Annotated in this window: 22 protein-coding genes; 16 read left to right on the top strand and 6 right to left on the bottom strand. The window is 38.6% G+C overall.

Features of this window, described 5'->3' with window-relative positions; genetic code table 11:
• Window positions 1-53 precede the first annotated feature (53 nt).
• Entirely contained in the window at window positions 54-1,910 is a 1,857-nt protein-coding gene (locus tag VB713_RS18245; protein ID WP_323312930.1) for an NAD(P)H-quinone oxidoreductase subunit F, read from the bottom strand.
• 655 nt (window positions 1,911-2,565) lie between these two features.
• Between VB713_RS18245 and VB713_RS18240 the strand changes: the two genes are divergently transcribed.
• From VB713_RS18240 to VB713_RS18205, 8 genes are all read left to right on the top strand, one after another.
• Entirely contained in the window at window positions 2,566-2,874 is a 309-nt protein-coding gene (locus VB713_RS18240; protein WP_015212739.1) for a carbon dioxide-concentrating mechanism protein CcmK, read from the top strand.
• Window positions 2,875-2,962: 88 nt separating this feature from the next.
• Window positions 2,963-3,307 (top strand): carbon dioxide-concentrating mechanism protein CcmK, encoded by a 345-nt coding sequence (locus tag VB713_RS18235; protein ID WP_015212738.1) that lies wholly within the window; start codon window positions 2,963-2,965, stop codon window positions 3,305-3,307.
• Between the two features lie 6 nt (window positions 3,308-3,313).
• Window positions 3,314-3,613, top strand: a complete 300-nt coding sequence (locus tag VB713_RS18230; RefSeq protein WP_015212737.1) for a EutN/CcmL family microcompartment protein — start codon at window positions 3,314-3,316, stop codon at window positions 3,611-3,613.
• Between the two features lie 118 nt (window positions 3,614-3,731).
• Window positions 3,732-5,396 (top strand): ribulose bisphosphate carboxylase small subunit, encoded by a 1,665-nt coding sequence (locus VB713_RS18225; protein WP_323312929.1) that lies wholly within the window; start codon window positions 3,732-3,734, stop codon window positions 5,394-5,396.
• A gap of 149 nt (window positions 5,397-5,545) precedes the next feature.
• Window positions 5,546-6,310 (top strand): transferase, encoded by a 765-nt coding sequence (locus VB713_RS18220; RefSeq protein WP_323312928.1) that lies wholly within the window; start codon window positions 5,546-5,548, stop codon window positions 6,308-6,310.
• Between the two features lie 52 nt (window positions 6,311-6,362).
• Window positions 6,363-7,157: a BMC domain-containing protein gene (locus VB713_RS18215; protein ID WP_323312960.1), complete on the top strand. Its 795-nt coding sequence runs from the start codon at window positions 6,363-6,365 to the stop codon at window positions 7,155-7,157.
• Window positions 7,158-7,404: 247 nt separating this feature from the next.
• Window positions 7,405-8,346, top strand: a complete 942-nt coding sequence (locus tag VB713_RS18210) for a LysR family transcriptional regulator (RefSeq protein ID WP_323312927.1) — start codon at window positions 7,405-7,407, stop codon at window positions 8,344-8,346.
• Window positions 8,347-8,532: 186 nt separating this feature from the next.
• On the top strand, window positions 8,533-10,161 hold the full coding sequence (locus tag VB713_RS18205) for a mucoidy inhibitor MuiA family protein (RefSeq protein WP_323312959.1): 1,629 nt from the start codon (window positions 8,533-8,535) through the stop codon (window positions 10,159-10,161).
• A gap of 72 nt (window positions 10,162-10,233) precedes the next feature.
• Here the strand turns inward: VB713_RS18205 and VB713_RS18200 are convergent, their stop codons facing one another.
• On the bottom strand, window positions 10,234-10,935 hold the full coding sequence (locus tag VB713_RS18200) for a DUF3226 domain-containing protein (RefSeq protein WP_323312926.1): 702 nt from the start codon (window positions 10,933-10,935) through the stop codon (window positions 10,234-10,236).
• Window positions 10,928-12,016: an AAA family ATPase gene (locus VB713_RS18195; protein WP_323312925.1), complete on the bottom strand. Its 1,089-nt coding sequence runs from the start codon at window positions 12,014-12,016 to the stop codon at window positions 10,928-10,930. The genes VB713_RS18200 and VB713_RS18195 overlap by 8 nt, the downstream gene beginning before the upstream one ends.
• 180 nt (window positions 12,017-12,196) lie before the next feature.
• Between VB713_RS18195 and VB713_RS18190 the strand changes: the two genes are divergently transcribed.
• Window positions 12,197-12,886 (top strand): Uma2 family endonuclease, encoded by a 690-nt coding sequence (locus VB713_RS18190; RefSeq protein WP_323312924.1) that lies wholly within the window; start codon window positions 12,197-12,199, stop codon window positions 12,884-12,886.
• On the opposite strand, the gene VB713_RS18185 is transcribed toward VB713_RS18190, so the two are convergent.
• On the bottom strand, window positions 12,883-13,083 hold the full coding sequence (locus VB713_RS18185; RefSeq protein ID WP_323312923.1) for a hypothetical protein: 201 nt from the start codon (window positions 13,081-13,083) through the stop codon (window positions 12,883-12,885). The two genes, VB713_RS18190 and VB713_RS18185, sit on opposite strands and share 4 nt — an antisense overlap.
• A gap of 179 nt (window positions 13,084-13,262) precedes the next feature.
• Here VB713_RS18185 and mnmE point away from each other — a divergent pair, with 179 nt between their 5' ends.
• From mnmE to VB713_RS18160, 5 genes are all read left to right on the top strand, one after another.
• Window positions 13,263-14,711, top strand: a complete 1,449-nt coding sequence (gene mnmE / locus VB713_RS18180) for a tRNA uridine-5-carboxymethylaminomethyl(34) synthesis GTPase MnmE (RefSeq protein WP_323312922.1) — start codon at window positions 13,263-13,265, stop codon at window positions 14,709-14,711.
• A gap of 331 nt (window positions 14,712-15,042) precedes the next feature.
• On the top strand, window positions 15,043-16,335 hold the full coding sequence (locus VB713_RS18175; RefSeq protein ID WP_323312921.1) for a hypothetical protein: 1,293 nt from the start codon (window positions 15,043-15,045) through the stop codon (window positions 16,333-16,335).
• A 15-nt stretch (window positions 16,336-16,350) separates the two neighbouring features.
• Window positions 16,351-17,742, top strand: a complete 1,392-nt coding sequence (locus tag VB713_RS18170; protein ID WP_323312920.1) for a hypothetical protein — start codon at window positions 16,351-16,353, stop codon at window positions 17,740-17,742.
• A gap of 69 nt (window positions 17,743-17,811) precedes the next feature.
• Complete coding sequence (locus VB713_RS18165; RefSeq protein WP_323312919.1) at window positions 17,812-18,144, top strand: hypothetical protein; 333 nt, start codon at window positions 17,812-17,814, stop codon at window positions 18,142-18,144.
• Complete coding sequence (locus tag VB713_RS18160) at window positions 18,128-18,616, top strand: hypothetical protein (protein ID WP_323312918.1); 489 nt, start codon at window positions 18,128-18,130, stop codon at window positions 18,614-18,616. Before VB713_RS18165 ends, VB713_RS18160 begins: the two co-directional genes overlap by 17 nt.
• Before the next feature lie 103 nt (window positions 18,617-18,719).
• Here VB713_RS18160 and VB713_RS18155 read toward each other — a convergent pair whose 3' ends face one another.
• A complete protein-coding gene (locus tag VB713_RS18155; RefSeq protein WP_323312917.1) occupies window positions 18,720-19,913 on the bottom strand; it encodes a DUF4336 domain-containing protein in 1,194 nt (397 codons plus the stop codon).
• Window positions 19,914-20,092: 179 nt separating this feature from the next.
• Here VB713_RS18155 and VB713_RS18150 point away from each other — a divergent pair, with 179 nt between their 5' ends.
• Entirely contained in the window at window positions 20,093-20,839 is a 747-nt protein-coding gene (locus VB713_RS18150) for a DUF561 domain-containing protein (protein WP_323312916.1), read from the top strand.
• Between the two features lie 112 nt (window positions 20,840-20,951).
• Here the strand turns inward: VB713_RS18150 and VB713_RS18145 are convergent, their stop codons facing one another.
• Window positions 20,952-22,100: a DegT/DnrJ/EryC1/StrS family aminotransferase gene (locus tag VB713_RS18145; RefSeq protein ID WP_323312915.1), complete on the bottom strand. Its 1,149-nt coding sequence runs from the start codon at window positions 22,098-22,100 to the stop codon at window positions 20,952-20,954.
• A gap of 163 nt (window positions 22,101-22,263) precedes the next feature.
• On the opposite strand from VB713_RS18145, the gene VB713_RS18140 reads away from it, so the two are divergent.
• Window positions 22,264-23,040 carry an ABC transporter permease gene (locus tag VB713_RS18140; protein ID WP_323312914.1) on the top strand — a complete coding sequence of 259 codons (777 nt, stop codon included), beginning with the start codon at window positions 22,264-22,266 and terminating at the stop codon, window positions 23,038-23,040.
• Window positions 23,041-23,098: the final 58 nt, after the last annotated feature.

Raw genomic sequence — 23,098 nt, 5'->3', positions numbered from 1 at the left:
ACTCTGTACTCAATACTCTGTACTCAATACTCTGTACTCGGTACTCAGCACTATTAAAAAGGTAATTTATCAAGTAGACCTAATGACCAACTAATAAAGAAACCAAGGACGCTAATCACTACGAGAATAGTCAGCATATAGGCTTGAGATTGACCAGAAATGCTGTACTTTAAACTTTGACCACTGAAAATGGCAGCAAAACCGACTAAGTTTACTAAACCATCGACTAAATAGCGATCGCTCCAAGAAGAAATCTTTGATAACAGAGCAACAGCACTGACGATGGTGAGACGATAAACTCTGTCAATGTAAAAATCGTAACCTAGTAAATCTTGAATAAATCTCCATGCCAGAATTCTGGATCTTGACCAAGCTTTATGTAGGTACATTGTCGCACCAATACCCACCCCTAATACAGTAGAAGTTAGCAAAGCTAATACCACATACCAATCAATACTTTCCCATCCTGGCAACAAGTACCATTGCTGTAACATTAGGGGTAATAGTAGGGTCAGTATCGTCAAAGTCACCATTGGGAAGGCCATCTGCCAGCCAACTTCGGGGGCGCGGCGAGTCTTCTGTTGCGGTTCTCCCCAAAAGATTAAGCGGAAAACTCTGGTCAAATTCAATGCTGTTAACCCATTGACTAATACTAAAACCACAATTACCCAAGGATTAACTTTCACCAAGCCATCAGCCCAAGCCAGCATTGCCCAAAAGCTACCCAGTGGTAATAGTGTCACTAGACCAGCCGAACCAACGACATAGGCTGTGGTAGTGGCTGGCATCCGTGACCATAAACCACCCATTTCTGTTAAATCTTGAGTTTGGGTAGTGTAGATGATAGATCCGGAACTCATGAATAATAATGCTTTGGCGATCGCATGAGTCAACAGCAACATCAAAGCTACACCCCCTTGCTGTAAACCCACTGCCAAAAATACTAACCCCATGTAGGCACTGGTAGAATGAGATAAGGTGCGTTTAATATCAATTTGTGCGATCGATACCAAGGTTGCACCTAATGCCGTCACCGTACCCATCACGACTAAAGCATTGAGTGCCACTGGTGAGAGTGCTAGTAATGGTTGAATTTTGTACAACACATAAGCACCACCTCCTACTACCAGGGAGTTCCGCATCACCGAAGCAGGGTTAGGCCCTTCCATTGCCTCATCTAACCACAGGTGTAGAGGAAACTGAGCGCACTTACCAGCAGGCCCAGCAATCAAGGCCACCCCCAGTAATGTTGATGTTAATGGACTTAAATGAGCAGTTTGCGCCCACTCATACAAATCAGAAAAGTTTAAACTACCCGCTTGGGTGGAAAGGGCAACTACACCCATCAGTAATAATAAATCTCCCACCCGTTTGGTTAAAAACGCATCCCGCGCTGCTGTTACTACCAATGGTTGAGCATACCAAAAACCAACTAGCAAGTAGGTAGAAAGAGTGAGAACTTCCAACAAGGCATAGCTCAGAAACAGAGAATCACTGATCGCTAAACCACTCAAAGCCGCCTCAAAAAATCCCAGAAGCCCAAAAAAACGTGCTATCGACCAGTCCTTTTCCATGTAACCCAAGGCATAAATTTGAGCTAACAGACTCAATGCTGTGATTAAAACTATTGCACCAATACTGACCGGCGACAGTTCTAAAGCAAACGTTAAGTTAAAATCCGCAGCTTGGAACCAAGTGATTACTAAAGTTTCTGGATCTCTATCCCAGATATTTTGAAATACAAACAGGCTATGGACGAAAGCCACTAAAGTCGTTAACAAGTTCAAGTAGGCCGCAGGTCTTGGCCCTGTTCGTTGAATTATTCCTATACTCCAAGGCAAGGTTAAAACTGCCCCTAGTAAGCTATAAAAAGGTACGAACCAACTTGTAAAAAATAGAAACTCATTCATTTAAATTTTCCTTAACGACTCAGCTTTTAGTTTTTTAGACATCCTAGAAACAATCCTTTACTTAAAAACGGTTACTTGAAAAAATCAAGTTTCTTTTAACTATTTTTCCAATAAACTTGAATCAGCATTTTTACTTTAATGTGCGCTATTCAATGGCAGTTAAATAGAAGTTTACAGATTTAACAGCATTTACTTGCCTTTACTAATCTTCTGGGTGGAAATTTATATTTCTACTTGGTGCGAAGAATTTTATAGTTTATATTTAAAAAAGTTATATATTTTTCATTTAATACCTGTGCAGATAGCAAAAATTGAGGAAAGACCGAGACGATAGAATATACAGCCTCTGCTCAATCCTGACCAGATATGGTTAGCCCTGATTATGAATGTGATTTTCTAAATGTAATAAAGAAATTATAAAGCATAAGCGGCCGCTCTAGGAAACCGTGAACTTTGATCAAATTTAGGAGCGCATTAAGTTTTGTTAAGTTTTCTAAAACTTTTTTATTACAAACTATTATAGTAATTTATGTTGCCAGGGATGCCAAGGTTTAATATGCTTAATTTTAGAAGTATTTTCTTCCCTCAAGATCAGCATCCCCGTCAAAAATTTCAACCCATAGTACTGATTGATTAAATTTTTAGGAGTTCTGCGATGCCAATTGCAGTTGGAATGATAGAGACTAAAGGCTTTCCAGCAGTAGTAGAAGCTGCTGATGCGATGGTGAAAGCAGCCCGTGTAACTTTGGTAGGATATGAGAAAATCGGTAGTGCGCGTGTTACTGTGATAGTCCGGGGTGATGTATCTGAAGTACAAGCTTCAGTAGCAGCTGGAGTTGACGCAGCCAGAAGAGTGAATGGCGGTGAAGTGTTGTCCACTCACATCATTGCTCGTCCCCACGAAAACCTAGAATATGTCTTACCAATTCGGTATACAGAAGCAGTAGAACAGTTCCGTACTTAAAAGCTGTTTAAACAAAGTGATTAACGGGGTTGCTTGGTTGAGTGGAAATTTTTGCCTGTTGGAAAACTTGATTTAAGGATTTACAATAATGTCAATTGCAGTGGGAATGGTTGAAACGCTGGGCTTTCCAGCAGTAGTAGAAGCTGCTGACGCGATGGTGAAAGCTGCTCGCGTTACCTTAGTAGGCTATGAAAAAATCGGTAGTGGTCGGGTGACAGTCATCGTTCGTGGTGACGTTTCCGAAGTACAAGCTTCAGTAGCAGCTGGAGTTGAAAATGTCAAGCGAGTTAACGGTGGACAAGTACTGTCTACTCACATCATTGCTCGTCCTCACGAAAATTTGGAATACGTTCTACCAATTCGTTATACAGAAGATGTAGAACAGTTCCGGGAAGGTGTAAACGCAATTCGTCCTTTCGGCAGAAGACCATAATTTAGAATGCAAATTGCCAAAGTTCGTGGCACAGTAGTTAGCACGCAAAAAGATCCAAGTCTTAGAGGTGTCAAACTACTGCTGTTGCAATTAGTAGATGAGGACGGAAAACTCCTGCCAGAATATGAGGTTGCAGCCGATAATGTCGGTGCGGGAGTGGAAGAGTGGGTGCTGTTTAGTCGTAATGGTGCCGCTCGTCAAGTTCTTGGCAATGAACAACGTCCTTTAGATGCAGCAGTAGTGGCGATAATAGATACTATATATGTTGAAGATCGCCTCCTTTACAGCAAAAAAGACCAAATATAGATAGTCAGAAAACAGGGAACAGGGAACAGGGAACAGGAAGAGAGAATAAATTATTTTTTGCCTTTTGCCTTCTTCTACTGACCACTGACAAAAAGCTTATTTCAGGAGGAATCTCGCGATGGCAGTCCGCAGCACGGCGGCCCCCCCAACCCCGTGGTCTAGGAGTTTAGCTGAACCTGATATTCATAAAACCGCATTTGTACATTCTTCTTCTCTGATTATTGGAGATGTACACCTGGGTCAAAATGTGATTATTGCTCCAGGAACTTCGATTAGAGCAGATGAAGGCACACCTTTTTTTATTGGTGAAAATACTAATATTCAGGATGGTGTAGTAATTCATGGGTTGGAGCAAGGCCGAGTAATTGGTGATGATGGCCAAAAATACTCGGTATGGATTGGGAAAAATGCTTCAATTACCCACATGGCGCTCATTCATGGACCAGCGTACATTGGTGACAGTTGCTTTATTGGCTTTCGCTCCACGGTATTTAATGCCAGAGTAGGGGCTGGTTGCATCGTCATGATGCACGCTTTAATCCAAGATGTAGAAATTCCCCCAGGTAAATACGTAGCTTCTGGCTCGATAATTACTACGCAGCAGCAAGCTGACCGCTTGCCAGATGTACAAGCTCAGGATGAGGAATTTGCTCACCACGTTGTGGGGATTAACCAGGCTTTGCGGACTGGTTATCGATGTGCGGAGGATCTTAAGTGTATTACCCCCATTCGGGATGAACTTAATCTTTCTGTGGCTAAATCTTATACAAGAAGTATTGTTGTTGAAGAGTTGGAAAGGAGTAGTGAAGTGGCAAGCAAATTGGGTTCAGAAACAGTAGAACACGTGCGTTATTTACTGAATCAGGGTTATAAAATTGGCACGGAACACGTAGACCAAAGACGTTTTCGCACAGGTTCTTGGCAAAGCTGTCAGCCAATTGAACCCAGGTCTTTAGGAGAAGCGATCGCAGCATTAGAATCTTGTCTAATAGACCACAGTGGCGAGTATGTGCGTTTGTTCGGCATTGATAGCGGTAGAAGACGGGTATTAGAAACCATCATTCAACGTCCAGATGGTGCAGCGACAAGTACATCTAGTATTAAAACTCCTGCAACTACATCTTACAAGAGTTACAACGGTAATGGTAATGGTAACGGTGCGGTTGCTAGTGGTGGACTCAGTGCTGAAACTGTTAACCAAATTCGCCAACTCTTGGCTAATGGTTACAAAATTGGTACAGAACACGTCAATGAGCGTCGTTTCCGGACAGGTACTTGGGAAAGTTGTAACCCCATTGAAGCAACCTCAGCTAATGATGTAGTTGCTGCTTTGGAAGAATGTATGGTTAGCCATCAAGGCGAATATGTGCGTTTGATTGGCATTGACAGGAAAGCCAAACGTCGGGTACTAGAAACAATTATCCAACGTCCTAACGATCAAGAAGTATCTTCAGGTACTGCTAAAAAAGCAGTAGCTGCCAATTATGGTGGTCGCACTGCAACTGCAACTGCAACCAGTACTCGCTTGAGTACAGAAGTAATAGACCAGCTGAGACAGTTGTTAAACGGTGGGTTTAAGATTAGCGTTGAACACGTAGACCAAAGACGTTTCCGAACAGGTACTTGGGCAAGCTGCGGTCAGATTCAGGCTACATCTGAACGAGATGCGATCGCTACCTTAGAAGCTTACATTTCTGAATATGAAGGTGAATATGTACGCTTAATTGGTATTGATTCCGCAGCTAAACGCCGCGTCTTGGAAGCAATTATCCAACGTCCATAATTTAGGTGACAGGTGACAGGTAACAGGTAACAGGTGACAGGAACATAGACAATTTTGACTTGATTTGTCCCCAGTCTCTACCAGTCCCCAGTCCCTATCTCAACTTACTCTAAATACTCATTATTCCGGCTTCCGAGGTAATAAATTCCATGTCTGTGCCGTTGCTTCGCCTCAGCGACAGTTTTGATACGTATATCAGTGGCGAGGTGAATATTCATAAGAGCGCGGTACTTGCTCCAGGAGTAATACTCCAAGCAGCTACCAACAGTAAAATTATTATTGGGCCTGGGGTCTGTATTGGCATGGGGTCAATTCTCCAGGTTAATGAGGGTGTCTTAGAAGTAGAAGCAGGAGTGAATCTGGGAGCCGGTTTTTTGATGGTTGGTCAAGGCAAAATTGGGGCTAATGCTTGTATTGGTGCAGCAACGACAGTATTCAACTTTTCTGTCGCACCAGGAGAAGTAGTTGCACCTGGGTCGCTTTTGGGAGATACCAGTCGCCAAGTTGGAGAAACCCAACAAATTGAACCATCCACTAATAATTCCATTTCCTCAAAAGTTGGAGAAGAAAAGCAGGAAGAAAAGCTAATTTCTTCAACTCACTTTTCAGCCTCAGCCTTTGTGGAGTTCCAACACCAGTCTAACGCCGTTTCTCAGCCTTCTCCGACTCCTAAAAGCCAATCTCCCCCAGTGGAGGAACAGGCCCAAGTTACTGAATCTCACCAAGAAGAACCTGATTCTCCAGAATCTACCGAAATTAGTAATTCAGAAGCAGCACCAGGCCAAGCTGAAACTGAAGCTAATAATACTTTTGGGACTCAAATTTACGGGCAAGGTAGCATCAATAGGCTTTTGATCACATTGTTTCCCCATAGACAATCCTTGAACGACAAACACTCTGACAATTCCCTGTAGTAAGTGTTAATTGTTAAGTGGAGAGTTTTGTGAGTATTCTGGAGAATTCATGATGGAAACATCTAATCAACGATCTCTTACCACTATCCAGCCATCGCGTCGCCGTCATCAAGATAACTTCAAGGATACTGCCTTGGGTTTAGTATCTACTCTTAGCTTTCCAGCAATAGTTGGAACAGCTGACATGATGTTGAAATCGGCCGGAGTTCATTTGGTTGGATATGAAAAAATCGGTAGTGGTCACTGTACCGCAATTATCCGGGGTGGTATTGCTGATGTGCGTTTGGCTGTAGAAGCTGGTGTCCAAACTGCTGAACAATTTGGTCAGTTGGTTTCTAGTTTGGTGATTCCCAGACCTTATCCCAACCTTGATATTGTGCTGCCAATTACCAACCGCATCAGTAAATTGATGGAGGAAGGCAGTTATAGCCGCTTGAGTAATCAAGCGATTGGTTTGGTGGAAACGCGGGGTTTTCCGGCAATGGTAGGGGCTTGTGATGCCATGCTCAAATCGGCTGATGTTCATTTGGCAGCTTATGAAAAGATTGGCGCGGGTTTGTGTACAGCGATTATTCGCGGTTCTGTGGCTAACGTTGCCGTAGCAGTAGAAGCGGGAATGTTTGAAGCAGAACGCATTGGGGAGTTAAACGCGGTGATGGTAATTCCTCGTCCCTTGGATGAAATGGAGCTAACATTGCCGATCGCAAGCTGTTGGATAGAAGAACGTGAGCCTTTAAATATTCCTTTGAATATCAGGGATAAAATTGTAGACGCGGAAGCTGTGGAGTTGCCAGATTTAGCGAGATTGCCTGTCAAAATTAAGGAAGAACTATGGAACGATGAATGATGAATTTTCAATAATAAATTATTCAATATTCAGCATTCATCTTGAGTTGGAAGGCATTTTGTCATTTGCTTGTTTTTTGATGATAACTTCTTAACTCCATAAGTCCAATACCGCACTTCTGATAGCGAACATAGACTTTTGTCTATACTTAGACTCATAACTTGGTATGTGTGCCACTACATAATTGGCTAGTGTTAAGTAATACTGAAAATATATGTCTACGAATTGCTATTAGAGGAGAATCACCTTGAACCAAGCGACGCTGCACCAGTTGAAGGTGTTCGAGGCCGCTGCACGGCACGGTAGCTTTACTCGTGCTGCTGAAGAATTATTTCTCACCCAACCTACCGTATCAATGCAAATCAAGCAGCTGACAAAATCGGTAGGGTTGCCATTATTTGAGCAGGTGGGGAAACGGTTATTTTTGACGGAAGCAGGACGGGAGTTATTTGCCACTTGTCGCCAGATTTTTGAGACTATAAGCCAGTTTGAAATGACAGTGGCAGATTTAAAAGGGCTAAAACAAGGTCAATTACGATTGGCTGTGATCACTACGGCCAAATATATTATTCCCCGTTTGTTGGGGCCTTTTTGTCAACTTTATCCAGGAATTGATATATCGCTCCAAGTTACAAATCATGAACGGATTTTGGAACGCATGATTGGTAACTTGGATGACTTGTATATTATGAGCCAAGTTCCAGATCATCTGGATATCAATTTTGAGCCTTTTTTAGAAAATCCTTTGGTAGTTTTTGCACCTTTTAATCATCCTTTGGCAAAGGAAAAAAATATTCCCATAGAACGGTTAGGAGAAGAGCCTTTTATTATGCGTGAACCTGGTTCGGGTACACGTCGTGCTGTGCAGAGTCTCTTTGACGAACATGGGGTAAAGGTGAAGGTGAAGTTGGAATTAGGAAGTAATGAAGCAATTAAACAAGCAATAGCTGGAGGTTTAGGAATTTCGGTTTTATCTCGTCATACTTTATTGACAGATGCTCATGAATTCAGCATTTTGGATGTGCAGAATTTTCCTATCAAACGCACTTGGTATATCGTTTACCCAGCAGGTAAGCAGTTATCTATTGTTGCTCGTACTTATTATGAGTACCTGCTAGAAGCGGCAAAGAAGATTGTGGCGCAAAATATTACCCCTCTAAGTATTACGATTGATAGACTTTCACAATAAAGTTTACATCCAAAATTTCCTGTCTGCTTGACGGTGCAACCTCAAACCATTGACAATTAACTAACAGAAATATGAAACCAGTGAACAGTTATCTAGGATCACGGAGGGAAATTTAGCCTCAAACGATGAAACTGATAACTGATAACTGTTAAATTGATAACTGTTAAACATGAGGCAAAACTGGTAGTGGTGAACCCGGAAATATCATCTTGGCGCAAAACAGTACAAAGCCAAATTGTTGCTGTCACAGTCTATGGTGACAAGGCTTTAGTTACAAGACGAGGTGTTATATCGCTTACAGGACAAGAACGGGAGTTATTAATTACACCATTGCCTGTAACTCTAGAAACTGAGTCTGTACGGATAAGTGGTACTGGTACGGTAGGAGTGCGGTTACTGGGGGTGAGTTGCGATCGCATTTACACTACTGAACCAGTGGCTGAACGAGTGGCACAGTTGACAAGACAAATTCAGCAACTAGAAGCAGAAAAACGCCATTTACAGGCTCAAATAGATGCTTTGGCATTGCAATCTCATTTTATTGCCGGCTTGGGTGAAAAAACCGAAGAACCCTTTGCTCAGAGCCTATCTAGGAAAAATCTGAATTTGAGTGAAACATTGGATTTTCTCAATTTTATTGGTAGTCAGTATAGCGAATATGCGATCGCATCTGGGGAATGCAAAACCCAACAACAAGAAATAGAAAAACAATTACAACCACTCCGCGCTGCATTGCAAAAAATTCAAACACCCCACCCCAAAGAAAGTTTAAATGTGATTGTGGGAGTAGAAGTTGCAGGCAAAGGTGAATTTGAACTAGAAATATCTTATTTAGTCAATCGTGCCAGTTGGAAACCCCTTTATGACTTGCGGGTAGATAGTATTAACAAAACTCTACATTTAAGCTATTTGGCAGAAGTTACCCAAAGTACAGGAGAAGATTGGCTAGATGTCGCGCTTACCCTTTCTACCGCTAAACCAGGTTTAGGTACATTACCACCTAAGCTAAAACATTGGTATATCGACACCCCACGCATACGAGCAGATGATACTCTCACCATGCAGCGTTCCATGTCTCCTCCACCAGCTATGGCCATACTTTTACCTACTCCTAGCGGGATGTCAAAAAAAGCCAAAGAAGAAGATGCAGAAAGTTTTATTGACGCGGAAGTAGTTGTGACTGAAGTATCTAAACAAGGAAGTGTAGTTACATTTAAACTAAATAGTGGTGGTAATATTCCTACTGATGGCACACCTCATAAAACCACAATTTTTCAAGATAATTATCCTTGTAATTTCAATTATGTAGTCATACCTCGTTTAGTTAGCTATGCCTATTTACAAGCTAATATAAAAAATAGTCCTGATGGTGCAACTTTATTACCAGGAACAGCAAATATTTTTCGTGATACTATTTTTGTCGGTGCAACTCAATTAGAAAATATCGCTCCAGGACAAGAATTTAAAATTAATTTAGGCATAGATGAAGGTTTAAAAATTGAGCGTGATTTAGTTGAACGTCAGGTAGATAAGAAATTGATGAGTAGCCAACGCAGAGTTACTTATGCTTATCGAATTGTAATTACTAACTTGTTAAATCAAGAAACACATTTAAATTTAACTGAACAATTACCAGTTAGTCGTAATGAACAAATCAAGGTGCGTCTTTCTCGTTCTAATCCGCAAACTCAATTAGGTGAAATGGGTATTTTGGAATGGGATATTGTGTTGGCATCGCAGGAACAACAAGAAGTATATTATCAATTTACTGTTGAACATCCACCGGAGTTAACTGTCTTGGGGTTGGATATTTAAATTGGTAATTGGCTTATGATCACACTACTACGGCAATTAACAAGAAGTATTATTTCTTTTTTTGCAGTGGAATTAACTAAACATCTGCAAAAACGCCTTCAAATTATTCAATGTAGGATGTTCAAAGTCCCAAATCCAAGTTTTCTCATTCATTGCCGACTTAAAACTACATTTACGCTCCGCTTGCTTTTTGTCATTTTTTGAGCAAGTATCGAATCTTAGGTATATGGAAACCCAGAATTTATCAAAGTCCTTAATCTTTATTTCTTTACCATGACTCTTCAAGCAATCTTTCCAACTTTCTAAACAATCAGCATAAACTGAATTTTGGCTCTTAATCATTTTTAGAACTGTTTCTAGTTCTCCTTTTCTATCAACGTTTGTAAAGTAACAAGCCAGATGAATATTAATATCATCAAAAGTTATATTTATAAATTTATTAACTTCTGTGAGTGATGTTGTTCCCGGAAAAACTTCTTGAAGACACTCATTAATAAAATTAATTCTTTCGTTTTCTTCGTTATCATCAATATCAATAATAATACCTACCTTTTCAATCTCGCCTTTCTCTATATCTGCTTTTAAGGAATTGAGAGCAGCTATTAGTTTTTTGGAATTTAACCCCTCCATTGATTTATAATCATCCTCTGAAATAATAATCGGAGGTGCAGGTTCTATAGATTCAACTTCTATATTGCAATTGAGGTGACGAATAATTGCCTGTAAAAAATATTTATCATTATTGCTTTCTACAATCAATTTATTACTACTCACCTCTCACCTCCTTATTGTGACTTATTCCATAATTTAAAGTATCCAAATCTCGTCTTATCCCAACTATTTTACTTTTCTTAATATTTTTTGTTAGCTCAAAATGAGCAGATAAATTATGATATTTTGATCCAGCTTTTATGAAAGCTTTAATCATTTCCAAACTATGTGTCGTAGCAAATATTTGCACATTTAACTCAATAGCTAACTTGTAAATAATACTCCAAAAAGCAGCTTGATTAGAGTGATGAATACCATTCTCTATTTCATCAATCAGCAAAATACTATTTTCATTATTCACTATTCTTAAAATTATATCGGCAATACGATTAATTGCATCACCAAATAAGGATAAAGGCAACCTACTTTCTCCTTCTCTTGTAACATAAAGATTTGGCTCGCCGATACTAAAGCTTTCTACCTTAATAATAGAAGAATCAATAGTTTGAAAGGCTCTGAGAAGCTCATTATCTCTCTCACTCAAACGAGCTTTGTCAAACTCCTCAGTTAATTCTCTACTAGTAACTCTCAAGAAGGAGGGGATGAAGAAAGCATTGTTTATGTCAGGAACTTTAATATCTCTACCTATAACACCTTTAGCACTTGAAATTATTAATGTTTCAAAAGTCTCTCCATGATTAATCCTTGTTTTCAGGTGCATCACAGATAATACAGATTGACTACCAGAAAATAGGCTTATAATTTTTTCTTTTTCATCATCATTATCTTCTTGATAGGTATCTTCTAAATCTTTTACAGACTCATCAATGAATACTTCAATTTTTTTAGAAGACCCATTTTCAAGTGTAGATTCAATCTCTAGGGTACTATTCTTATTTTGTTGAAAAAAGAAATTATTCCAGGTTCTTTCAGGTAAAGCTTTACTCAACCTTGAGGATTCCCTTCTGACTTGTCGTAATAATAAGATAGTATCTGGTCTGGGGACAGTATTTAGGAATAATGCTTCTAATAATGCAGTTTTGCCAACATTATTTTTTCCACTAATTAAATTAATTTTCTCAAAACCAGATACTTTTAAATCCTCGAAACATCTAAAATTTTTAATCTCAATATTCTTAATCACTGTAACCTCCAGATAAAAACTTACTCACTTACCATTATCTAATAAAAATTTTTGAGTTTGTATTTTCATAACTTTTTCCTAGCTAATTCGTGCATAAAACTTATTTTTGTGTCAAATTTTAATTATAGATGTTTTATGTTTAATTAAGTTGACCCTTTTATTACTGAACCACTTATCACCATGACTATTATCCAAGATATTCCTATCCCAGAAGATGTTATATTTCCTCCAGGAGATTTATATAGTGACGAACCACCTTTGGAAACTGATTTACATCGACTACAAATGACGCTGCTCATTCAATGTCTTGAGTGGTTGTGGCGAGATAATAATGACTTCTATGCGTCTGGGAATGTTACTGTTTACTACAGTCCGCGCCAGCTTAAATCTGAGCATTTCCGGGGTCCAGATTTTTTTGTCGTTTTGGGGGCTGAACGTAAACCCCGCAAAAGTTGGGTGGTTTGGGAAGAAGATGGTAAGTATCCCAATGTAATTGTCGAACTGCTATCAGATTCCACAGCCAAAACTGATAAGGGTTTAAAAAAACAAATTTACCAAGATATTTTTCGGACACCGGAATACTTTTGGTTTGATCCTCACAATTTGGAGTTGGCTGGGTTTGTTCTCTTAGCTGGGAAGTATCAACCAATGGAAGCTAATCATCAAGGCTGGTTATGGAGTCAGCAGTTAGAGTTATTTTTGGGAGTTGATCAGCATAAGTTGCGCTTTTTCACTGCTGAAGGTGAATTAGTTCCCACTCCAGAAGAAGTCGCAAAACACGAATTTGCACGGGCTGAACAGGAAAAACAATGCAGCGATCGCTTGGCGGCGAAGCTGCGAGAATTAGGTATTGATCCAAATACTATTTAAGGATCTTCTGGAAACACCCATTTTGGCGGTTCTGACATTTTTTTCCGCAGTCGTTCTTCCGCCATTTCTAGCATTTGGTCTAAAGAAGTCTCTTCAATAAATTTCGAGGCTGCTTCTCTAAACTCAATATTGGGACATTTGTCGCCTAAAATACACCCGTTAACGCAGGCTTCAGCGCAGTTAATTGTCTGCTCCACAGTGAACTCCTCTCTAAATTCGGGTGTTTTACCCTTCAAATAAATTTTACTATTATGTTACCGTACTAAAAACGGTTGGTAACTTTACTTTTAAACGCAGAGGTTCGCTGAGGTAAACGCAGAGTGACGCAGAGTTTTTATTGAAGTTTTCCCCATACTCCTGAACCCTCAAAATTCCTATGTCAGAACTGTTGGCTAATACTGGAACGATCGCTGCTATAGCTACTGCTGTTGTCCCTCAACAAGGTAGTGTGGGGATTGTGCGGGTTTCTGGTGATCATGCAATAGCGATCGCTCAAACTCTATTTTCTGCACCGGGAAAACAAATTTGGGAGACTCACCGCATTCTCTATGGTTACATCCGTCAACCCCAAACTCAGCAAGTTGTTGATGAAGCTTTGTTACTAATCATGAAAGCACCCCGTTCTTTTACCCGTGAAGATGTGGTGGAATTCCATTGTCACGGGGGAATTATGGCGGTACAACAAGTATTGCAACTATGTTTAGAAAATGGTGCGAGATTAGCGCAACCAGGGGAATTTACATTAAGAGCTTTTTTAAATGGACGTTTGGATTTAACTCAAGCAGAAAGTATTGCAGATTTGGTGGGTGCAAAATCAACCCAAGCAGCGCAAACAGCTTTAGCTGGGTTACAGGGTAAATTAGCTCAACCGATTCGCAATTTACGCGCTCAATGTTTAGATATTTTGGCGGAAATCGAAGCCAGGATTGATTTTGAGGAAGATTTACCACCCTTAGATGAGCAAAGAATTATTACAGAAATTGATAAAATTAGCTTGGAAATTACTAAGTTATTAGCAACAAAAGATAAAGGTGAATTATTGCGAACCGGTTTAAAAGTAGCGATTGTTGGTCGCCCGAATGTGGGAAAATCGAGTTTATTGAATGCGTGGAGTCAGAGCGATCGCGCGATCGTCACAGATTTACCGGGTACAACCCGTGATGTAGTTGAATCTCAGCTAGTGGTGGGGGGGATTCCGATCCAGGTTTTAGACACAGCCGGGATTCGGGAGACAGTAGATCAGGTAGAAAAAATTGGCGTAGAGCGATCGCGTCGTGCTGCTAATAATGCTGATTTAGTCTTATTTACCATTGATGCTTCCGCAGGTTGGACAGATGCAGATCAAGAGATTTATGAACAAGTAAAACACCGTCCGGTAATTTTGGTAATTAATAAAATTGACCTTTTAGAAATATCTTCAGAAATCACACAGGAATTATGGAATAAACGAACCGCAGAGACGCAGAGAACGCAGAGGAATGGAGATAGGGAAGAGGATCAAGTTATTAGGAAGGTTGTGAAAACTGCGGCTGCAAAAAATCAAGGAATTGATGATTTAGAAACTGCTATTTTAGAAATAGTCCAAGCGGGAAAAGTCCAAGCTGCTGATATGGATTTAGCAATTAATCAACGACAAGCCGCAGCATTAACAAAAGCAAAGATTGATTTGGAACAAGTGCAAGCAACAATTATCGAGAAGTTACCTTTAGATTTTTGGACAATTGATTTAAGAGGTGCGATTTATGCGTTGGGAGAAATTACCGGAGAAGAGGTGACGGAATCGGTTTTAGATCGGATTTTCAGTAGGTTTTGTATTGGAAAGTAGGTTTTATGAGTATAAACATGAATAGGTTTAATATAGTTCCGATTTGATATTATACTATGGATTGCAAATGTATTGATATACTAAAAACGGGTTAAAAGTGTCATTCTGAACGAAGTGTTCGCGTAGCGTGCCGTAGGCTCTAGAATCTCCGAGATACTTCCCTGCACTACGTTACGGTCAGTATGACATAAGTCCAAGTTTGACCCGTTTGCAGTATAAATACTATTTATTTCTAATTTTAGTAAATTCTGCACAACTTTTAGCTGTTGAGTTAAAAATTCTGTAGTAGATCAAAATAGAATAGTTCAACATACTCATATATCATAACTTCATGGTTAACAACCCCATACCGACATCGAAGATTCAACCTCCTCAAGCACCAGGAAATTTTTATTTTCTAGAATACTTTTATATTCTTCTGAAAGGTGTGTGGACATCACCTCAAAAAGAAAAAATATTTGACCAATTCTTGAATCTAAAGCACCAGTATCGTCTTGGGGAATCAAAATATAAAAAACTAACAGAATCTGCTAATTCTAAGATTACAACTAATATAATGAATCGGTATAAGTATACTTTTGAACAAGTTCTAGATGAAGCGACAGACTATAAACTTATTACTGATAATAATGGAGTAATTTCACTGACTGATGAAGGAATTACTGTTATACAAAAATATGAAATAGAAGGTGCTGTAAGCTTTAATCAGCACCTTTTCAAATTGATGGAAGAAGAACGGCAACAGCCGTTTCGTTATCTCATTGAAACTTGTTATAAAGCAAATCCTCGTAAATCTGGACTGCTAATATTTCCAATATACTCAGCAAATCGCTTAGAAATTAAGCGAGTTTCAATCACAACTTCCAATCATATGAAGGACTATTTTCGCAGCTTGAAAAAAAGATTAGAGGCAGATATACATAAACATCTAGGAAAACAAATATATCTTGAAGAAAAAAATAATGAACTAATTCGTAAGCTGACAGAAGATGGACTACTACCTAAAGAAGATTCTGAACCTTTTGAACAAGCAAAATACAATGTTATTTTACGAAGAGGTAGAGACTTCTGGCTTAAATACTTTTTAGTAGAACTATACGGTTATCAGATATCGTTAAATTCCTTTGAAAGATGGGCTTATAGAGGTAAGCAGATTGGACTACTTCATATAACTGAATTTTACCCAGATCCACATTTTAATGGTAGGGTGGTTTATCCTTTATCTGTTATTAAAAACTCTAGCAATTCAGGTAGGTTTCAGGAACTGTATGAATATTCAGATAATATGAAATTGTATTTGCATCAGCCATCTTGGGAGGATGAAATTAATCAAGAAGAATTTGTTAAATCTCTTCATCAGGCTTATCTTGATGTGCGTCAGTTAGCTAGAACATATTTTGTCAGCTTACCAAATGTTAGAGAAAGGGTATGTTATAGTATGAAAATTACTGAATATCTTTTTGATAATTTTTTAGGATATGCGTATCATAATAAACATCTCAGAATTAGTATATCTTTAGAAGTGGATAAACTACCAGATGAAACTAAAGTAATGTATCTCCGCCGAGAACCAGTCATGGTTGATGGTAAGTATCGTAACATAATTGCAATTGATTTAGCTTGAGAAAGAGAGAGAATTATGGATATTAGCAAATATTCAAAGCGACCTAAGTCAGAACTAGTTATAAATAAGGGAAGGTATGAGCTATATAACCTCAAGGAAAACCCATTTCCTTCATCTCCTTTCGTGAATCCTAACTCGAATGATGCGCGAAACAATGGTGAAATTTATGAGCCATCTATTCGTGACAAAGAGAGTGAAGCTATTGAAGAAAATTTTTTCAAGGTTCCTCAAAGCGATCCTAATCACCTGCGTTTGGGGTATATTATGGATACATCATATATTGGTCGTGGAAACGGCAAATCTGCTTTTTTGGTAAATCTTCAAAAGAAAATTAATCAGGATTTTGGTCTATCTATTTCTAATGAACTGAATAAGTGTTTTGCAATAATTCTTGTACCTGCATCGGGAGGAAAAACAAAAACATTTGAGAGCTTTATTGATCTTTTTTTTGAACGTATATTTGAATCTAATATAATCAATGATAGTCTGTTATCTTTGCGGTTAGAGGCAATTATTAATCTGAGTGATGATTTTGATCCAGAAGAATACTTTTCTGATGAAAATGATTTGAAGAATAAGCTTCAGTCTCATGATTGGTACAGAGATAATAATATTGATTTTCGTCAAGTTTCATATAAAATTCTTGCAAATCCTTATTTACAAAATTTGCCTCAAGATTTTCCTATATTCTCATTAACTCCTTTGATATTTCAGTCCGTAAATCAGGAGGATTTTAAACAATATTATCAAAATCTTAAACGTGGTCAACCAAGACTTGAGTTTATTTTCTCACATCTTGTAACTTTGTTTCTAGGAGCAGGATTTAACGGAGCATACATATTTGTTGATGATTTTGAGCGTGTCCCTGATTTTCAAAGTGAGAGACAGAAAAGAGATTTTGCCTTAGAATTGAGAACCTGTCTTTTTGACGGATTTTATACAAATGCTAAAGTGGGATTTTACAACTTAATACTTGTATTACACGCAGGAGTACCACGTTTAATCCAATCAGCTTGGGAGCAGAGTGGTTTGGAACAACGATCCCCAATTTCTTCTAAAGTGACATCAACAAATGTCATCCGCTTTGAAAAAATAAATGTGAATGATGCTTATTCTCTTATCCAGAAATACTTGCAAGCATACCGGATAAATCAAGCAGATACTAATACATTTTCACCTTTTACTCAAGATGCTGTAGCTAAGATTGCTGAGTTGAGTGAGTTTAACGCCTCTAAAATTTTGAAACTGGCTTATGAAGTTCTTGAACGTGCAGTAGATAAAAACATTGCAGAAATAAATTTAGATTTCGTATTAGCAATTGATGAAGCAACCCAACTAACTGAACAACGTCAAGTTAGTGGAATTTCTGAAGCTGATACAAAGGATTTAATGAAAGAATCTGAGTAAATTTAAAATAATAAATTTAAAATCATGATGAGACAGTATTGCCTTAACAGGGAAGAGTTGTCTAGATTTATGGAAATAGTATTTGGCACAGCTAATCTCCAAACGGAAGAAGAAAAAATAATACGATTGGTTGAAGAATGGGAAAGCTGGAATTTGGAGTTAGTTTCTCTTGCAACTCTACTGTCACAATTTCTAGATAATCAACAGAATCAGAATAATGTAGATGTTTACAACATTCTGGAAAAGATTTATACTTTATCTGACGAAAGAGGTTTATTTTCTGTTGAAGAGATTGATGAAAGATTTATAGAATATATGTTGCAAGATTTTCGTAGGGATAATTTAAGTATTGAAGATGATTTAGTCGAGATACGGAGAAACTTGGGTGAGCGAAAATATTGAAGATATACCTCTAAAACGGCGATTTGTTGTTGATACAGTGGCATTAATTTCATATTCTGCTCATATCTTCAATGTACCATCAAAAATATCGCAAAAAGGATTGTCATATATAGATATTGCTTTAAATAGTTATAATAGCAAATATCTAATAATTATCCCAAGTATTGTTTTTATAGAAATATTTGATAAGTGGTTTCGTGGTAACACTACAGCAAATCAAGAATTTCGAGCTAAATTTATCGCCGAAGTCTTTAATCCTATAAAATTAACACCTAATATTGAGATTAGAGAATTAGATATTGAAGTTTTGAAAAGTTTTTTAGATTTAAAGGATGAGAATATCAAGCTAGAAAATCGTGACAAGATTGTTTTGGCTACAGCCGTGGTTCTTAAGTCAGCTTTAATAACCTCAGATACCAAAATTAGAGAATATTGTAATAAATATAAAGTAATACCAGAAATTATTACTTAAACTTGTTAGTTCTAATCTAGAGATATCTTTCGATATCCAAACTATTCAGAGGATACAAAAAATAAACTTGGACTCTTTTTATTCAGATCAATATTTAAATCCTCTACATCCTATCCTTAACAGGTGTTGCAATACCACGCTTAACCAAATCCGCTTCTAGTTCCTGAATAAATCGCAAATCTTCCGATAATAAAGGTTTATCATCTTTTAATAATGGTTCCTTCTCTAAAAAAGTAAACGCTTGCCGAAATTGTTGCGGACTCGCTTTAATTGGTGAATCAAAATGACAAGAAATAATTTGCTCAAAATCCCAACTTGAAACTTTATCTGCCCAGTCTAATACGAGTTTTGGTGCTTGGGGAAGAATGAGAATTTGTAAAATCGGTGCTACAAAGGGACGAGAATTTCCACACAAGGCATCAAAAGACTTTTGCCAGTTATTTTGCCAGCGAAAGGGAAATAAACCAAAATATGATTTTGGTGAATGGTTTGGTGCTTTTTTAGCATCATGCCACATTTCTCTTATTCCCATAATTTCTAAAGCACTGGGACGAAAATAAATTGCAAACAAAGATATTCTTTGCCATCCTTGACGACGATTAGCTTGATTATCTTCTATAATTTGTTGTGCATTGTCTCTAGCGTGAAATAATAAAGGATATGGATCTAATTGTAAAATTTCTGGTGGTTCTTTGGGAACTGAAAGTATAGTATCTGTAACTAAGAGAGTGCGCGATGGTTTGTGCAATAATGCCACTTCTACAAAAGCACCACGTCCTAAATTTATATCTAAAATTTTATATTCAAATTCATCACCAAAAGGGTTTTGATGAATATTTTTTGGTAATTCTAAAGTCTGTTTTTGGGGAAAACCAAGCCAACTCAGTGGTAGATTAAATGGGAAACTCCATTGGTGAGGAGCAACGTAAACCAAAGCTTGAGGAAATTTTCTGGCAAAGGGTCCGACAAAGATTTTATGTTCTAAACCAGAACTGGTTGGCAAAATGATATATTTGACTTCACCGTGCTTTGCTGCCAACTCCTGAACTAAACGGATACATTCTGGTGTGGGTGCGACAGGTGCATAAACTAAAAGACCACCTGTTTGCAGCTTGATGACGGTCATCCGAATTGGGACTATGGTATACAGGATGCCTTGTAATTGGTCAAATGTCCAAATAGTATCCTTGACTATTTCCCGGCGCAGTGTTCGTCTTCTACCGTAGGGATATAGTGGTAAAATAGGCCAAAAAGGCCATGACCAATCTCGTTGATTGATGCTTCCTGGAGAGTTCATGGTTTTTTAACTCAAAGCTTCTTTCCCATTTCTAGTACTAACAGGATTTTTAGTTCTTTGGATAGATGTTTTTAGTGTTATTGTCTTGAATTCTTAATAGTCTCTTGCTCTAGCCTCTGGTTTCTAGAGTCTATATAGTGTAAAAATATTCCTACTTTGATAGCTGTAAAACAAGAATTATGACAATTCATCCTAACTTGCAACGTGCTTTTGCTAACCGCAGTGTCCTGAAGGTGATTAGCGGTTTGAATAACTTCAATGCTGAAAGTGTTGCTGCTACCATTAAAGCGACTGAATTTGGTGGTGCGACTTTTGTTGATATTGCTGCTGATGTGTCTTTGGTGCAATTAGCTAAAAGTTTAACAAGCTTACCTGTTTGTGTTTCCGCAGTAGAACCTGAAAAATTTGTCCAAGCTGTAGCTGCTGGTGCTGATTTGATTGAAATTGGTAATTTTGATTCTTTTTACGCTCAAGGACGCAGATTTGAGGCTGAAGAAGTTTTAGAACTAACTCGCCAAACCCGTGCCTTGTTACCCGAAATTACCCTATCTGTAACTGTTCCTCATATCCTGGAATTAGACCAACAGGTGCAATTAGCTGAAGATTTGGTAAAAGCTGGTGCTGATATCATTCAAACTGAAGGTGGTACTAGCAGCAAACCTGCTCATGGTGGTACTTTGGGATTGATTGAAAAGGCTGCTCCTACTTTGGCTGCGGCTTATGAAATTTCCCGCGTGGTTTCTGTGCCTGTATTGTGCGCCTCTGGTATTTCTAATGTTACTGCACCTTTAGCGATCGCATCTGGTGCTGCTGGTGTTGGTGTCGGTTCTGCTATCAACCAACTCAATAGCGAAATCGCCATGATTGCTGCTGTCCGTGGTTTGGTAGAAGCTTTGGCAACTGCTAATACTCGTACATTTGCATAAATTTCTATAGGAGGCAGGAGGCAGGAGTCAGGAATCAGGAGTCAGGATAATGAATTTTTGTCCCTATTCCCTCTTAAAACTGTCACCTGTCACCTGTACCCTGTCACCTCTTTTAGCTGAAACAATCTTTCAAGGCATAAATTACTTTATCTTGCTGTTCCTGGGTTAATTCTGGGAACATGGGTAAAGATATGACTTCGTGACAAGCTTGTTCTGATACTGGCAATTGTCCCGGTTGATAGCCGAGATATTCATAAACTGGTTGCAGATGTAATGGCCGAGGATAGTAAAGCATTGAACTCACTTCCTTTTCTTGTAATTGAGTCCGCACCCAGTCCCGATATTTAGAACTTGCACCGTTTCTATTTTCACTGGAAACGCGAATTGTATATTGATTCCAAACTCCAACTCCTCCTAATAATTCTTGGGGTGTGATGATACCGGGAACTTGACTGAGGTATTGGTAGTAATAAGCGGCTATTTGCTGCCGTTGTTTGTTCCACTGATCTAAATAGCGGAGTTTAATTTGCAGAATTACGGCTTGAATGGCATCTAAACGACTATTGACACCGATTTCTTCGTGAATATATCTTTCTTTGCTGCCATGTTCTCGCAATATTCTGAGTTTGGTTGCGATCGCACTATCATTAGTTGTAATTGCACCACCATCACCACAACCACCCAGATTCTTAGTTGGATAAAAGCTAAAACAACCAACGTGTCCAATGCTGCCAACTTTTTGATCATCCCAAGTTGCACCTGTAGCTTGAGCGCAATCTTCAATTACTGCTAAATTGTGAAATTGAGCAACCTCCATCAAAGCTGTCATATCCACAGGTAGTCCAAACAAGTGAACCGGAATAATAGCTTTAGTTTTTGGTGTAATAGCATCTGTTATTTGCGTTACATCCAAATTAAAGGTAGTAGCATCAATATCAACAAAAACAGGCTTTGCACCTACCGCACTGATAACTTCAGTTGTCGCAAAAAATGTGAAAGGTGTGGTAATAACTTCATCACCTGCACCAACTCCTAAAGCGCGTAGTGCTAAAAAAAGCGCATCTGTACCAGAATTACAAGCTACACATTCACTTACACCATGATAAGCAGCAAACTGTTGTTCAAAGCCTTCAATTGCAGGGCCACCAATATAACGGCCAGAAGCAAGAACCTCTAGAACAGCACTACTGACTTCCGCTTCAATGGTTGTGTATTGCTGCTTTATATCAAATGCAGGGATGGAATTTACGCGTTGGATCATAATTTATTATTTTAATGGAGATACAAAAGATACACTTTTACGGGTGATGTTTGCTAATGAAATTTAGAATTATTTGCGTGTAGGCTGTTTTATAGCAGGAGTTAGGAGTCAGAAGTCAGGAGTTCAGGAGTTCAGGAGTTCAGGAGTTCAGGAGTTAGAAACCATGCCGGATTTAATTAAATTGGATATTGTAGATTTAGCATTAGCTATAGCATTAATAGCGATCGCTATTGGTTTATCAACCTGGGAAAAATTAGGACTAGAGTTAAACTTAGCCTTAGCCACCGGTAGAACCATCCTCCAACTCGTCGTATTAGGATACGTTTTAGACTTCATCTTTGCTGTAAACAATGTTTGGGCTGTTTTGGGGATTTTAACAATTATGCTGACAATTACGGCGATTGTCGCACGAAATCGCATCAGCCAAAAAATTCCTCAAGTACTACCTTTAGTGTGGGGGGCAATTTTTGTCAGTACCACCCTAACATTGCTTTATACCAACTTTTTGATTATCCAACCAGATAGATGGTATGAACCACGTTATCTAATTCCTTTAGCCGGTATATTGATTGGTAATGGCATGAATGCAGCAGCAGTCGCAGGAGAACGTCTTGTCAGTGCGATTAACCAATTTCCCACAGAAATAGAGACTCATTTAAGTTTAGGTGCAACTCCCCAGCAAGCTATTAGTCCTTATCGTAAAGACGCAATTCGAGCCGCAATGCTTCCCACTCTCAATCAAATGATGCTGATTGGTATGGTGACAATCCCAGCTTTCACCAGTGGACAATTATTAGCTGGGGTGACAGCTTTAGAAGCCGTATCCTATGAAATCTTGATTATGTTTATGGTTGTTGTCGCCAATTTGCTAACGACAATTTTAGTCACCAAAGGTTTATGCCGTCAGTTTTTTAATAATGCTATGCAGTTAGTGCGGTAAAATTTTTCTCTTTATTTTCATAAAAAACCCAGTTTAGTGATCAAACTGGGTTCATAAA

Source organism: Anabaena cylindrica UHCC 0172, assembly GCF_034931625.1.
Taxonomy (GTDB): domain Bacteria; phylum Cyanobacteriota; class Cyanobacteriia; order Cyanobacteriales; family Nostocaceae; genus Anabaena; species Anabaena cylindrica_A.
This window is presented reverse-complemented; position numbering and strand designations above follow the sequence as displayed.

Bases quoted from the DNA above. Each gene is read 5' to 3' on its own strand.
- VB713_RS18245 (WP_323312930.1), bottom strand. From the start codon at position 1,910: ATGAATGAGTTTCTATTTTTTACAAGTTGGTTCGTACCTTTTTATAGC.
- VB713_RS18240 (WP_015212739.1), top strand. From the start codon at position 2,566: ATGCCAATTGCAGTTGGAATGATAGAGACTAAAGGCTTTCCAGCAGTA.
- VB713_RS18170 (WP_323312920.1), top strand. From the start codon at position 16,351: ATGGATATTAGCAAATATTCAAAGCGACCTAAGTCAGAACTAGTTATA.
- VB713_RS18225 (WP_323312929.1), top strand. From the start codon at position 3,732: ATGGCAGTCCGCAGCACGGCGGCCCCCCCAACCCCGTGGTCTAGGAGT.
- VB713_RS18145 (WP_323312915.1), bottom strand. From the start codon at position 22,100: ATGATCCAACGCGTAAATTCCATCCCTGCATTTGATATAAAGCAGCAA.
- VB713_RS18150 (WP_323312916.1), top strand. From the start codon at position 20,093: ATGACAATTCATCCTAACTTGCAACGTGCTTTTGCTAACCGCAGTGTC.
- VB713_RS18215 (WP_323312960.1), top strand. From the start codon at position 6,363: ATGGAAACATCTAATCAACGATCTCTTACCACTATCCAGCCATCGCGT.
- VB713_RS18175 (WP_323312921.1), top strand. From the start codon at position 15,043: ATGGTTAACAACCCCATACCGACATCGAAGATTCAACCTCCTCAAGCA.
- VB713_RS18190 (WP_323312924.1), top strand. From the start codon at position 12,197: ATGACTATTATCCAAGATATTCCTATCCCAGAAGATGTTATATTTCCT.
- VB713_RS18140 (WP_323312914.1), top strand. From the start codon at position 22,264: ATGCCGGATTTAATTAAATTGGATATTGTAGATTTAGCATTAGCTATA.
- VB713_RS18155 (WP_323312917.1), bottom strand. From the start codon at position 19,913: ATGAACTCTCCAGGAAGCATCAATCAACGAGATTGGTCATGGCCTTTT.
- mnmE (WP_323312922.1), top strand. From the start codon at position 13,263: ATGTCAGAACTGTTGGCTAATACTGGAACGATCGCTGCTATAGCTACT.
- VB713_RS18165 (WP_323312919.1), top strand. From the start codon at position 17,812: ATGGAAATAGTATTTGGCACAGCTAATCTCCAAACGGAAGAAGAAAAA.
- VB713_RS18230 (WP_015212737.1), top strand. From the start codon at position 3,314: ATGCAAATTGCCAAAGTTCGTGGCACAGTAGTTAGCACGCAAAAAGAT.
- VB713_RS18220 (WP_323312928.1), top strand. From the start codon at position 5,546: ATGTCTGTGCCGTTGCTTCGCCTCAGCGACAGTTTTGATACGTATATC.
- VB713_RS18235 (WP_015212738.1), top strand. From the start codon at position 2,963: ATGTCAATTGCAGTGGGAATGGTTGAAACGCTGGGCTTTCCAGCAGTA.